10 protein-coding genes are annotated in these 13,745 nt (G+C 36.4%); 3 read left to right on the forward strand and 7 right to left on the reverse strand.

Going from position 1 to position 13,745, the window contains the following annotated elements; genetic code table 11:
• Positions 1 to 364 precede the first annotated feature (364 nt).
• Complete coding sequence (gene norR, locus FCS21_RS09685) at positions 365 to 1,972, reverse strand: nitric oxide reductase transcriptional regulator NorR (RefSeq protein ID WP_138622835.1); 1,608 nt, start codon at positions 1,970 to 1,972, stop codon at positions 365 to 367.
• 270 nt (positions 1,973 to 2,242) lie between these two features.
• On the opposite strand from norR, the gene hmpA reads away from it, so the two are divergent.
• The gene (gene hmpA, locus FCS21_RS09690; RefSeq protein WP_138622837.1) at positions 2,243 to 3,448 is read left to right on the forward strand and encodes an NO-inducible flavohemoprotein; all 1,206 of its coding nucleotides are present in this window, start codon (positions 2,243 to 2,245) and stop codon (positions 3,446 to 3,448) included.
• Positions 3,449 to 3,567: 119 nt separating this feature from the next.
• Here hmpA and FCS21_RS09695 read toward each other — a convergent pair whose 3' ends face one another.
• The 3 genes from FCS21_RS09695 to FCS21_RS09705 all read right to left on the reverse strand — a co-directional run bounded on the left by FCS21_RS09695 (position 3,568) and on the right by FCS21_RS09705 (position 7,805).
• Complete coding sequence (locus FCS21_RS09695; protein WP_138622839.1) at positions 3,568 to 5,217, reverse strand: phosphoethanolamine transferase; 1,650 nt, start codon at positions 5,215 to 5,217, stop codon at positions 3,568 to 3,570.
• Between the two features lie 264 nt (positions 5,218 to 5,481).
• A complete protein-coding gene (locus tag FCS21_RS09700; protein ID WP_246047167.1) occupies positions 5,482 to 7,356 on the reverse strand; it encodes an LTA synthase family protein in 1,875 nt (624 codons plus the stop codon).
• A gap of 83 nt (positions 7,357 to 7,439) precedes the next feature.
• Positions 7,440 to 7,805, reverse strand: a complete 366-nt coding sequence (locus tag FCS21_RS09705) for a diacylglycerol kinase (RefSeq protein ID WP_138622842.1) — start codon at positions 7,803 to 7,805, stop codon at positions 7,440 to 7,442.
• A 290-nt stretch (positions 7,806 to 8,095) separates the two neighbouring features.
• Here FCS21_RS09705 and FCS21_RS09710 point away from each other — a divergent pair, with 290 nt between their 5' ends.
• Entirely contained in the window at positions 8,096 to 8,770 is a 675-nt protein-coding gene (locus tag FCS21_RS09710) for a response regulator transcription factor (protein ID WP_138622844.1), read from the forward strand.
• The gene (locus tag FCS21_RS09715) at positions 8,770 to 10,179 is read left to right on the forward strand and encodes a sensor histidine kinase (protein ID WP_138622846.1); all 1,410 of its coding nucleotides are present in this window, start codon (positions 8,770 to 8,772) and stop codon (positions 10,177 to 10,179) included. The genes FCS21_RS09710 and FCS21_RS09715 overlap by 1 nt, the downstream gene beginning before the upstream one ends.
• A gap of 24 nt (positions 10,180 to 10,203) precedes the next feature.
• Here FCS21_RS09715 and FCS21_RS09720 read toward each other — a convergent pair whose 3' ends face one another.
• From FCS21_RS09720 to FCS21_RS09730, 3 genes are all read right to left on the reverse strand, one after another.
• Positions 10,204 to 11,328, reverse strand: coding sequence for a metalloprotease (locus FCS21_RS09720; protein ID WP_138622848.1), 1,125 nt, complete (start codon positions 11,326 to 11,328; stop codon positions 10,204 to 10,206).
• A 132-nt stretch (positions 11,329 to 11,460) separates the two neighbouring features.
• Complete coding sequence (gene curA, locus FCS21_RS09725; RefSeq protein WP_138622850.1) at positions 11,461 to 12,504, reverse strand: NADPH-dependent curcumin/dihydrocurcumin reductase; 1,044 nt, start codon at positions 12,502 to 12,504, stop codon at positions 11,461 to 11,463.
• Between the two features lie 35 nt (positions 12,505 to 12,539).
• Complete coding sequence (locus FCS21_RS09730; RefSeq protein WP_138622852.1) at positions 12,540 to 13,727, reverse strand: iron-containing alcohol dehydrogenase; 1,188 nt, start codon at positions 13,725 to 13,727, stop codon at positions 12,540 to 12,542.
• Positions 13,728 to 13,745: the final 18 nt, after the last annotated feature.

Here is a 13,745-nt window from a genome sequence, read left to right on the forward strand (position 1 = left end):
GCGCCAATTTCTAAGTCTGCTCATAAAGATAAGTGAAAATTAGTTGACGTCATTACAAAAGCTAACGTTTTATAAATTTATTTTTATAACACATTAACTTAATAGTTAATAAAAACCCTTAACATTTATTTGTTAAGGTTTTTTTTTGATGAGTCACTAGTGGAGTAGTAATTGCCAATAATAATACTGCGCCAATTTCTAAGTCTGCTCATAAAGATAAGTGAAAATTAGTTGACGTCATTACAAAAGCTAACGTTTTATAAATTTATTTTTATAACACATTAACTTAATAGTTAATTCAGTGCTGATTGAATAATACCAAGTTGCGTCAACGATTACACCTGAGCCAAGATAGCCTCTTACTTCAAATAACTGACTTGACTACTTTAATATTTAACCGCTTGGCTATACGGTTTAAATTAGCTCTATCGGTTGATAATCGTCTCGCTGCTGCCGCCCAATTACCACCCTCTTCTTTAAGCACTTGGCTAATGAGTTGCTTTTGAAAGCTTTCTATCGCAACTTTTAAAGACTGCGTTGGTTGCTGTGCTAATGCTTGTACTGAAGCTGACGATACTAGTGTAAATTTTTCATCCGTTATATTAAGTACTGACTCTGCCTCAAAACCAATAACCTTAAGGGTTCCACAATCAACTTTATCAATAGATATGATCGCTTTGTCACGTTGCCGAGCACGTGCTTTTAACGTTGCACGGCTAACAACGTGTTCTAATTCACGCACATTACCTGGCCAGTTATACTGGCTTAAATGAGCAATCGCTGACTCGGTAATTTTTAACTGGGTAATGCCTAGCTTACGTCGCGTTTGCTCCACAAAATAGCCTGCTAGCAGCTGTACATCACCCACTCTCTCATACAGTCTTGGCACCCTAATAGGATAAACACTTAAACGATGATATAAGTCGGCACGAAAACGCCCTTCACCGACCTCCTCTTTTAAGTCTCTGTTGGTCGCAGCGACAATACGCACATCAACCTCTTCAACGTCGTCTTGTCCAACTGGCTGTATCTCATTACTTTGTATAGCGCGTAAAATTTTGCTTTGTGAAGCAAGTGGCAATTCACCTATCTCATCTAAAAATAAAGTACCGCCATTAGCCAGAGAAAACTTACCAGGTCTATTTTTATCTGCACCTGTAAAAGCCCCTTTTACATGACCAAAAAGTTCACTTTCAATTAGGTTTTCAGGTAAAGCCGCACAATTAACATAAACCATAGGACCATGGTGGCGCAGTGATTTATGATGTAATGTTCGAGCAACTAGCTCTTTACCAACACCTGTTTCACCATAAATTAAAATATTAAAATCAGAGCAAGCAACAATGTCTAATTCTTGCTTGAGCTGCAACATAATAGGGCTTTCACCAATAAGCTCGCCACCGTCACGCTTCCACGCCTCCTCTGTTAACTCTGCAACTACACGTTGTGAATGATCAGCCCTATTTTCAAGTTGATCTAACAAAAAAGCGGTATTTAGCGTCGCCGCCGCAATAGCTGAAATAACTTCCAGCGTACGTGCTTCAATATTCTCAAAAACATGAGGCGTTAAACTATCAATCGTTAATAAACCTAATAACTTATCCTCATAATAAAGTGGTAACCCCATACAAGAATGCACCGATAAATCCCCGGCGTGAGCAGTGACTAAGCCATCATAGGGATCAGGTAAAGGTGAATTAGCCGCAAAACGAATGGGCGATTTTGACTGGCAAATAGCCAAAAATCTGGGGTGATCGTCAACATAAAATCGACGACCTAGGGTATCTCTACTTAGCCCTTGTAAAGCGATAGGCTTAAGGACGTCACCATGAAAAGACAATAAGACTACCGCATCACACGTAATAGTTTTTCTAATCGTATCAAGTAACCTATTTAATCTATCTTTAGTGTTTAAGCTAGTCGCTAAATCAAGCGCCAGTTCGATAACAGCCGTAGATGATATTTTGTTCATTAACAATCCAATTCAGCAGGGTAAGTAAATCGTATTTTTACGAAAAGCAAAGTAACACGCCTGTGTCTTTATGACTACACAAAAACCGAGTCTATATGACTACAACATAGATTAAAAAACGTTAAATAAAGACTAAACCTTTGAATATTAAATAATAAAAAAACATGGTACTGACTTTGCAATTTCTTACATTACTATTGATAGCAAATCATATAAATACAACTATCAAGGTGTAACACCACTTCATTTCTGTTTACTTTAGGAGTAATCATGTTAACTGATAAGCACATCGACATTATAAAAAGTACTATTCCCCTATTAGAAAATGCAGGCCCCGCGTTAACCAGTCACTTTTATCAGCGACTATTTACTCATAATCCTGAGTTACAAGACATCTTTAATATGGCTAATCAACACTCCGGCAGACAACAAGTCGCGTTATTTGAAGCCATAGCCGCCTACGCTAAAAATATCGACAACTTAGTAGTACTGACAAGTGCTGTTGAGCGTATTGCGCAAAAACATACTAGTTTCAATATTAAAGCGCCGCATTACGCTGTTGTTGGACATCATCTTATTGAAACACTGCGTGAATTAGCAAGCGATGCTTTTACCGCTGACGTTGAAGAAGCTTGGACTAATGCTTACCAGTTTTTAGCACAAATATTTATTAACCGTGAAGCTGAGCTATACCAAGAGCGCGCTAACAGCATAGGTGGGTGGAAAGACTCAAGAGCATTTACGGTAATTAATAAAAAAGCTGAATCTACACTAGTGACCAGTTTTACTTTTGCACCTGTTGATAACAAGCCGGTGATAGGCTTTAAGCCTGGCCAATATTTAGGTATTGAAGTGTCTGATCCGACAAAGGAATTTAAAGAAATTCGTCAATATTCTTTATCTGACAAAGCCAATAATAAAACCTATAGAATTTCAGTGAAGCGTGAAGCTAATAACGTTGCTGGTAAAGTGCATAATGGCATAGTATCAACTTATTTACATGACAAGGTTCAAGTAGGAGATGAAATTAACTTATATGCGCCAGCAGGTGATTTTTTCTTTGTTGACCGTCAAGCACCTGTGGTACTGCTTTCTGCTGGTGTCGGTATCACACCTATGCAGTCAATGTTAGAAACGTTGGCACAACAAGGGTATAACAATTCTGTGCATTATTTACATGCTTGTGAAAACAGCGAGCAGCATTCTTTTTCAGTAAAAACAGCCCACCTGATTAGTGAAAATAACTGGCAGCAAGATATTTGGTATCGTGATGACGTTACTGGAAACCCAGCTACAACAGGTGTTCATCAAGGTTTGATGGACTTAACTAAGATAGCGTTACCTATTGAACAAGGTAATTTTTATCTTTGTGGTCCTATTGCTTTTATGCAATTTGCTAAACAGCAATTATTGAATTTAGGCGTGATTGCTAACAATATTCACTATGAAGTTTTTGGCCCTCATACCGAGTTATAATTTTTAGGTCACACCATTTAAACAATTATTAATACAAAAAAAGAAGGCAGTTTTATTACTGACTTCTTTTTTAAAACGTTAACATATTTTAAAGCCCGGCAAGCGGATATTAACAAAATTTAGTTAGTATTATTAACCAATAAATGCTCGCTATTACATTGCTGAAATATATCAAGGTTAGGGTTATAGGCTGTTGATTGAACTTCCGTGAGTCCTAAAATACTGTGAAAAACATTATCGTGTGAGAAGTTTTGGTTCGCTAAATCATGTAAACACTGTCGATTAGCTTTATCTTCATTACTGCTCCAATATAACATCGGTATATGTGTTTGTTGACTCGGTGCAAGGGCATAAGGAAAACCGTGTAAATAAAGCCCGTTCTCACCCAGTGATTCACCATGATCAGACACGTAAAGCATCGATGTTTCTACTGCCTCTAATGACGATAGCCTGTTTATCATTTTAGCTAATACGTAATCGCTGTAAGCAATGGTATTATCGTAGGTATTAATAACCTGCTCTTGGGTACAATTTTGTATATCACTGCGTTGACAGTCAGGTAAGAATTTTGCGAACTTCTCCGGATATCGACGGTAATAAGTGGGTCCATGAGAGCCTATTAAGTGTAAAACTATCAAGGTAGTTTGATGCGTTAAATGATTTAATTTCTCGGTTAGCGGCGATAGCAGCACTTCATCAAAACAATAGTCACCATCACATAACTCATGTGTTTTCGACTTATCCATATTGATAGTGGTAACGCGTTTACAAGCGCCCTTACAACCCTCGTTATTATCTAACCAAAGTACATCAACGTTAGCTAGCTTCACTATATCCAATAAATTTTGTTGATTTGAAGCTAGTTGCTTATCATAGTCATGTCGACCTAAAGCAGAAAACATACAAGGTACAGAAACAGCAGTGGCAGTACCACAAGATGACATATTTTTAAAAGAAATAGGGTTATAAGCACGGGTAAATTGATTAGTCGCTTTATCATAACCATTAAGGGAGAAGCTTTCAGCACGCGCGGTTTCACCAACAACCATCAAGATAACTCGCTTCCCCTCATCATCCTGCGTTAATAAACTAGGTGCATTATCTAATACGGTAAACTTTACTGAAGCAGTAAAGTAATTATTACGAATAAATTTATAACTACTGACAACACTCTTCAATGGCGTGATATAGGCACTTAACTCTCTGTTATTTCGCCCCACCGACGCATAGTCACCATAAAAGAAAAAAGCGATACCCACCAATGACAATGTTGATACAGACAATAGTTTTACTCGTTGCCACGACTCAGCTTTACAGGTGTTATAAACAATATTCACTTTGTATAAATACATTAGTGGTATAACCGATAATGCGATAACAATAAAAAAAGCGTTACTATTTAGGTACGAAAAGGCTTCTGAGCTACTGGTTTCAATCGTGTTTTCGATCATGCCATAATCAAAAACAATGCCATAAGACAAAGTAGCGTAAGTCATTAATGCTGACATCATGGTAAAAAATATCAACGCCGGCTTTAATAGGTATTTAACTGAAAAAAAGGAGAAAAATATCATCAATACATTGAGTAATAGCACAGGAACACTCAATAAAAAAAACAGGTTGTAATCATCTAGCAACAACACCGCATGATAGGTTTTATATAAAAAAGATAAATTAAAAACAAGAACAAAATAGCTACTCACAATAAAAATAACTTTATTGGCCGTTACTTTATCGATAAAAGCAGTTTGCAAGGAAGAATATGACATAAATAACTCACTATAGGGCTGTTATTTATAGTGTGTTCTTTGATACTTAAGAATAGCTTAATACAAACTTAATTATCACTTAAGCAATTAATATATAATTTTTTATCTGAGTTAATAAACATTTAATTTTATTAACTCAGATAAAAAAAGCTCAATACATTTAACCTGTATTGAGCTTTTATAACAATAAATAAAATAGACTTATACTGTTATTGATAATGCTTTATTTGGAATAATATTTAATCGCCAACGTTAAAAAAACGCCTAATGGTATTGACTTGTTTCGTATAAATAACTGCCTAACAAGGCGTGTGCTTTAGCGCGCTTTGCTAGCGCATCGTTACTTAGCTCATTGTCATTGTTACGTATAATTAACGCCAGCTTGTCAGGTTGTAAAAACGTTTTATCATCTAAAGTCATAAAAACAAAATTCTTATCATATTGCATCATTGCCCGCTGCTTGGATTTAGGTATAACTTGCGTTAAATCATAACCTATCATTGGGTGATTACCACTAAGCCCAGCCAACGATAATAGCGTTGGACCCATATCAATTTGACTCGCTAATCGCGTATCTTGTTTAGCGGCGATACCTTTACCAATAATAAGTGCTGGAATATGAAAATGCTCAATTGGTACAAGCTCTGCGCCCCCAACTCTTGAATCATGATCGGCAATAATCACAAAAATAGTATTATTCCAGTAATCGGCTTGCTTAGCTTTTTTGAAAAACTGACCTAAAGCATAATCAGCATATTTAGCGGCATTATTACGCGTATTTTTAGTCTCATCATAAAGACTAATTTTATTATCAGGAAAGTCATAAGGAGAGTGATTAGAGCTGGTAAACACTAAACTAAAAAAAGGCCGCTCCTGTTGGTTTAATAAAGCAAACTCTCGGTGAGCCTGATTATATAAATCTTCATCAGATGCTCCCCACGACCCTTCAAAGTCAACCTGATCAAATTTAGGCAAATCAACAATATCAGTAAAACCATTACCTAAGAAAAAACTTTTCATATTATCAAAGTGACTTTCACCACCATAAATAAATTGAGTTTGATAATTTTTTGATTTTAAAAATTGTGCGATGGTAAAAAAATTTTGTTGAGACTTACCTAATTTAACAACAGAGCGTGAGGTTGTAGGAGGAAAACCAGTAATAACGGCTTCAATCCCTCTAACTGAACGTGTTCCTGTGGCGTACAAGTTAGTAAAATTCCACCCCTGAGCCATTAAGGTATCTAACTCGGGTGAAATAGGTAAACCCCCTAAGAAATTAACATAACGTGCTCCTAAACTTTCTTGCAGTAAAATGACAATATTTTTAGGTTTACCTTGATAACTTGCTTGATGATAAGTTTGTGTCGGTACTGCACTGTTTTTATAAAGATCTGGCGATATAATACTAGCCGACTGTATTTCACTGAAGATATTTTCTGCGGACATTTTTCCATAAAAACTCTCACTGCCCTTTTCTAATTGCATTTGTTTTAGGGCAAAAGCAGTGGAATAAAAAGAATTTAAGCTTAAGTCATTAAGTAAATGGTCGGTTGAAAAGGACATCATCGCAGGATTAATAGGTCGATGACTTAGCGTGCCTCTAGCCCCTAAAAAACACAATAATAATAACAAAAAGCAAACAACTGCTAACGTTTTTTTAGCGAGTAAAATGCTGTTAATCCAAGATTTACGAAATAATAACGTTGAGAATTTATAGCTAATGAATAATGCGAGTAAACAAGTGGCTATTTCAATTTTATAACCTGAAAATAGCATTGAAAAAACTTCTTTTGGATAAATTAAATACTCAATAAATAAACGATTAGGTCTTAAATCATATTCTAAAATAAAAGTGGGAGTGATGACTTCAAAAAAAATAACACCGAGTAATGCGACTGTCAGCCAAAAAAATAAGATGGGTTTTAAATACTTCATCCCCTTGCTCGTTAATAATGACAGAGTAACTAATAACAAAGGGAAGATCATGACATAACAAAGGGTTGATATGTCAATGCGCAGCCCATTAATCAAAATGGTTAACCAGGCATCATTCATTAAAGTTCTTTCAGACTGCCATAAGACCAATGCTAAGCGGCTAAAAGATAAAACAAATAACATAACGAGATAAAAGCTCATTAATGCCGATAATGCGCCTAAAGGTACTTTTAATGGTGTAGATAATTGCCTCGCACTACTATTTTCATAAGGCTGAGCGGCGGTTATATTGTCCATAACACAACCACCCATGTCGCTAGCGCAATCAATAAACTAAATAAAACCGCTAAAGAGCCTAAATCTTTTGCTAAACCAGACAAGGGGTGATGCTCTAACCCAATACGGTCAACCGTCGCTTCAATAGCGGTATTAACAATTTCTACAATTAATACAATACCAAGCACACTAATTAACAAAAGCTGCTCTAGTGCGCTAACATTGAGAAAAAAACTGAACATTATCAGTAATAAACTAATAATAAATTCTTGCTTAAAGGCAGCCTCATTATTGATTAACCAAATAAACCCTTTACCACTATTTAGTAAGGCAAAATAAACGCGCTTAAGTCCTTTGTGCTTTGCTATTTTCATTGAATACTCATTAACTACTTTGATATATGAGTAAATTAACAAAGCAATCTTAAGTAATACTTAGACAAAACTTAAGTTTTACTGAGCATGGGCTAAATAGACTTGATATGAAAACTAATAGGCTGCAGCAATAAGGTAAAGCGCTTAAAAACATAGTCAATATTAAGCAAATCTTAAGTGTTTAGTGGTAAATTGACTATGCGCATAGTTACACGAATAATTACGCGCACATGAAGAAAGTAACGATAAACGTTACTAAAATTTTACTGACACTTATTACGGTTAACGCTATGAATATTTTATTAGTTGAAGACTCAATTAAATTACGGCGCAGTTTGCGTATTGGCTTAACCGGCGCAGGCTTTACTGTTGATGAGACAGGTGATGGAGCAGAAGCTTTATCAATGGCAATATCTGAAGATTACGACATTATTATTCTAGATTTAATGCTACCGAGTGTCGATGGCATGGAAATATTAAAGACCCTTCGTCGCTTAAAAAAGCAAAGTAAAGTACTTATTTTATCTGCAAAAGATCAGGTTAATGACCGTATTGAGGGTTTATTAAACGGCGCAGATGACTACATGACCAAACCATTTTCATTCGATGAATTACATGCCAGGCTTATTACCTTAACTCGCCGAGGTGGCTTAACGGTTGAAGACGATTGTATTATGCTTAATGGTTACTGCATTGATTTACAATTAAAACGCTTTTTATTTAATGCTGCTGAAGTAGAGCTAACACCAACAGAATATAAAATAATTGAGTGTTTGTTTGTTAATAAAAATAGAGTGGTCAGTATAGAAAAAATAAGTGAGTTTATTGTCGGTCGCTACGATGCGATTGCTAAAAACTCACTTGAAGCGCATTTATCATCAATTCGGAAAAAAGTAAAATCGTTAAGTGAACCACTGCCCATTAAAAACAAACGTGGTTTTGGTTATATTGCAGCGGAACGCTAATGCCATCAATAAAGTCATCCTTAGTGAAACAATTAACGTTAATCATTTCACTTATTTTATTTCTCGTATTACTGTTTTTAGATCTCAGTGTTGACACTTATGTTGAAAAACAATTTCAAAACTCCTTAATACAAGAAGGTAAAACACTGGTTAATTTAATTAAGGTCGATAATGGCAAAGTGTCATTAAGTACTCACAAAGAATTAATGAAAGCGTTTCAACCACAAGATCAAGCAAAGTACTTTCAACTCTGGGCTAACAATACCATCATTGAAAAATCAGCGTCGTTATCTCCCTACCCTGATTTTAAAATACCTGAAGTTAAGCTCATCAGTAATGAATATTTAATTAAAAACATTACCTTACCCGATGGCAAATCTGGTCATATTTTTATTTATAATGTGGGTGATGCTAAAAAATATCATACTGATTATCAAGGTGATATTTATTTAAGCTTAACCAAGATCAGTGAAAGTTTAGAAAGCATCCTGATATTAATTGATGTTGTTTTTTTACTTACCGCTATTGCTACCGCGTTTTTTATCCGTTACTTGGTCAATAAAATAGTCAGTAAAGGATTAAAACCCATTGATAATCTTAATCAGCAAATTAGAGAAATTAATTTGAATGATGAAAATGAACGCTTTAACATTAGTGCGCCACCTGAAGAAATAAAAACCATTATTGATGAGTTAAACCTGTTTTTAACGGTAAATCGCTCATTATTACAATCAGAGCAACGTTTGACTTCTGATATAGCACATGAATTGAAAACGCCTATTTCAGAGCTAATAAGTGTTACCGAAATAGCCATTAAATATCCTCAAAATGAAGAAGTATTAGCCACCTTTAAAGATGATGTTATTTCAATTTCAATGCGGATGAATAATATTGTTAAGTCGCTACTCATGTTTAATAAAACCAGTAATAAAGACTTTGTTTTAGTGACGACTGAAATAGATCTTATTGCTGAAATTCAGTCGTTGATTGTAAGGCTTCCCCATACCCGTAACGATAGTAGAGCCCGTATTAGTCTACAAAGCCCTGAAATATTATTAATACAAAGTGATTCATTTTGCATTGAAGCTATTTTGACTAACTTAATAAACAATGCCCTATATTACAGCCCTAAAAGTACGGTTGTTGATATAGAAGTTAAGACGACTAAAAACATAACGACCTTATCAATTAGTAATCAATTGTCGGTAATAATGAGTGACGATGATCTCAATAGTATGTTTAAACCCTTATGGCAAAAAGATAAATCAAGAACATCAGAGCAGCACTTTGGCTTAGGTTTATCCATTGTAAAGCGCCTATGTGATCAGATGAATATTAACATTTCAGTGCAGTTAAGCTCTGCAAGTGTGATTGAATTTACCCTGACATTTATTGATAAAGGCCTCTAAAAAGGCCTTATACCAATGGGAGAATTAGCTAGCTAGTATTTTAAGAGGCAGTGACAAAGCACCGTTATCGGTTTGACCAACAAACCAAATAATAGCACTTAAGCCGCCTACGGTAATGACATACCACAAGGCGGAAACAATTTGTGCATAACGATTAAGTGGCAATAAATCACTTAAATGGCGACGCTTGTATTCAAAAAATATTTCGATACTGCCAATAGCTAATAAAAAGCCTAACAGCGCTAAACCAAAGTGATAACTGACATAAACACCTAACGCGGCGCCTAATACACAGGCAACTAACCCCACTTTAGAGTTAATTGAAAAGGCGATACTTTTCAATACATGACCACCGTCTAACGGTAATACGGGTAGCATGTTAAATAAATTAAGTAGGGCGTTAAATACCGCCAATCCTGCCAATACTTCTATATCAGTAAGCCAATACCCCACCAAACAAACGAGCGATAATATCAGGCCGAAAAAAGGTCCCATGATGGAAATAACAATATCTTGCCAACGGGTATTAATTTTATCATCGCTCAGCGCTAAACCGCCAACAAAGGGGATAAGATAAATGCCCTTTGTTTTTAAACCAAAATATTTCATCGCTTTAATATGACCATACTCATGAAAAACCAAACAAAGTATAAGCGCAATGGCAAATTCAATAGAAAATAACCAGCTATAAGCCGCTAAACTACCCGCCGCAAATAATACTTTAATCACCTTAGCACTTTTTAATAACTTTAAGCCAAGACCCGCCATACCAATGAAACTAAATTTCATTGCTTGTTTTTCGCCCGGAATTATTTGGCGTTGCTCTATATCTTTTTCATTGAGGGTATTTTCATGTAGTAGCTGTTCGTTAACGAAAAGCTTAAATTGCAGGTCAAAGGGTTGCCATTGTAATGAACCATTGAGTTCAACGTGTAACTCGCTCTGTTCACTTTGGCCTGTTTGCTCAGTTTCTTGCTCAGTTCTTAGCGAAAATTTATGGCTAAATTGTTGATAAGGAGAGTCGTCACTATTTGCATTAGCATCAATTTGTGAGACACATTGCTCACCCCAAAAAAGTTGTTGCCAACCTGCCATTGAGCCTTCTAACCGTAGTGTTTTACCTAAACATTCTATTTCTAATAATTGCACTTAACTCAACCTAACTAAAATAATATAAAAAATAAACCTTGCCCGATTATCGCTATATTTAGCGAGGCGGCAAGGTTTATTGAAGATAATTATATAGGCTGAGTTAAACTAAACGTTAAATAAAGTATTAAGTTAAGCAATATTGTCTGGTCCAACACGCACAACTAACTTACCAAAGTTTTCGCCTTGCAATAAGCCAATAAAAGCACTGACCGAGTTTTCGAGCCCTTCAACTCTGTGCTCTTTGTGTTGTATCTCGCCAGCCATTAACCATTTTACCATTTGCTCGCTAAACTCTGGATAACGATGACCATAATCATCAAAGACAATAAAACCCTGCATTTTAATGCGCTTCACTAATAACAAACCCATTAGTGAAGATAATCTATCAGGGCCACTAGGTAAGTCGGTTGCATTATACTGAGAAATTAAGCCACATAAGGGCACACGTGCGCAGCTATTAAGTAAAGGCATAACCGCGTCAAAGACCTTACCGCCAACATTTTCAAAATACACATCAATGCCTGATGAGCACACTGCTGCTAATTGCTCTGCTAAGTCATCACTTTTATGATCTAAACAATAATCAAAACCTAACGTTTCAACCGCATAGTTACACTTAGTTTCGCCGCCTGCAATACCAACGACTTTACAGCCTTTTAATTTGGCTATTTGACCAACTAAGCTACCTACAGCGCCCGTTGCCGCAGCAACAACCACGGTTTCCCCTGCTTTAGGCTGACCAATATCCAGTAAGCCCATATAAGCGGTTAAGCCTGGCATACCTAATACACCTAATGCTTGGGATGGCTTAGCCATGTTTTTATCAAGTTTAAGTAATTCACTGCCATTGATCACGCTGTAATCTTGCCAGCCACCAAAAGCAACAACCCAGTCACCTGCTACATAATCACTGTGGTTTGACTCTTCTACGCGACAAACACTCCCACCAACCATAACGCCATTGATAGCAACAGGGTCAGCATAAGATTTAGCATCACTCATGCGCCCACGCATGTATGGGTCAAGTGACAAAAAAACCGTACGCAGTAATACTTCACCGGCTTTAGGTGTCGGTTTTTCACTGGTGATAAAGTTAAAGTTTTCAGCGGTTGGAGCACCAAAAGGTCTTGATGCTAACACTACTTGACGATTGATATTGGTTGTTTGCGTCATGTTTATTCCTAATTTATCTTTTGTTTAGAGACCGCTTACAAAGCTTGCGTTAAAATTTCACGACTAATTGCTAAGCTAATATCGCCCTGCTCACCTAATGCCGTCATACCGTGTTGCTCTAAGCGTTCAACCAATAAATCAATATCTTTACTACCAAGGTCAATATCAGATAAACGGGTAGGTACTTGCATTTTTTCGAAAAACTCTTCAGTTAAACGAATAGCTTGATCGATACGCGTATCATCATCACCTTCAGTTACTTGCCAAACACGTGATGCATACTGTAATAATTTCTCACGTTTTTGCTCACGTCTTACTTTCATTAACGCAGGTAATACAATCGATAAGGTTCGCGCGTGATCGATACCAAAAGCGCCTGTCAATTCATGACCAATAATATGCGTTGACCAATCTTGTGGTACGCCTGCACCAATAAGACCATTTAACGCCATCGTTGCCGACCACATGATATTCGCTCTAACCTCTAAATCATCTTTAGTGTCAGCAGCTAAGGCTTTCGGACCTTCTTCAATCAAGGTTTGTAACAAGCCTTCACTAAAGCGGTCTTGTACTTTGCCATTAACACTGTAAGTTAAATACTGCTCGATAATATGAATAAAAGCATCAACAACACCATTACCAATTTGACGATCAGACAAGGTTAACGTCACCGTTGGATCTAGCACAGCAAATAACGGACGAACCAAATTACTAGAAAAAGATAGCTTAGTACCGTCTCGCGTTACTACTGAGTTGCCATTACTTTCAGAGCCTGTTGCTGGTAAGGTTAATACCGCGCCAATCGGTAATGCTTTTGTTACCGGTTGCTGCTTAGCAAGAATATCCCAAGGATCACTTTCTCCAGAGCCATCTTCGTTATTAGCATCACCTTGATAGAGTGCTGCCGCTGCAATAAATTTAACGCCATCAACAACAGAGCCACCGCCAACAGCAAGTAAGTAATCAATATTTTCCGCTTTAATAATATCTTGTGCTTTCATTAACGTGTCATAGCTTGGGTTTGGCTCTATACCTGAAAATTCAAACCAAGTATGCTCTTTAAGGGCATCGGTCACTTGTTGATAAACACCATTACTTTTAATTGAACCGCCACCGTAAACTAATAACACTCTGGCGTTTAATGGGATTTCTGTTGAAATAGCTTGAATTTGACCTTCACCAAAATGAATACTAGTCGGGTTTTTAAAATTAAAATTTAACATGTTGAATCCTGTATTATT

This window comes from Colwellia ponticola, from assembly GCF_005885605.1.
Classification (GTDB): domain Bacteria; phylum Pseudomonadota; class Gammaproteobacteria; order Enterobacterales; family Alteromonadaceae; genus Colwellia; species Colwellia ponticola.

Coding starts and splice junctions, on each gene's coding strand:
- curA (WP_138622850.1), bottom strand. CDS start 12,504: ATGACGCAAACAACCAATATCAATCGTCAAGTAGTGTTAGCATCAAGA.
- FCS21_RS09730 (WP_138622852.1), bottom strand. CDS start 13,727: ATGTTAAATTTTAATTTTAAAAACCCGACTAGTATTCATTTTGGTGAA.
- FCS21_RS09715 (WP_138622846.1), top strand. CDS start 8,770: ATGCCATCAATAAAGTCATCCTTAGTGAAACAATTAACGTTAATCATT.
- hmpA (WP_138622837.1), top strand. CDS start 2,243: ATGTTAACTGATAAGCACATCGACATTATAAAAAGTACTATTCCCCTA.
- FCS21_RS09700 (WP_246047167.1), bottom strand. CDS start 7,356: ATGAGCTTTTATCTCGTTATGTTATTTGTTTTATCTTTTAGCCGCTTA.
- norR (WP_138622835.1), bottom strand. CDS start 1,972: ATGAACAAAATATCATCTACGGCTGTTATCGAACTGGCGCTTGATTTA.
- FCS21_RS09695 (WP_138622839.1), bottom strand. CDS start 5,217: ATGTCATATTCTTCCTTGCAAACTGCTTTTATCGATAAAGTAACGGCC.
- FCS21_RS09710 (WP_138622844.1), top strand. CDS start 8,096: ATGAATATTTTATTAGTTGAAGACTCAATTAAATTACGGCGCAGTTTG.
- FCS21_RS09705 (WP_138622842.1), bottom strand. CDS start 7,805: ATGAAAATAGCAAAGCACAAAGGACTTAAGCGCGTTTATTTTGCCTTA.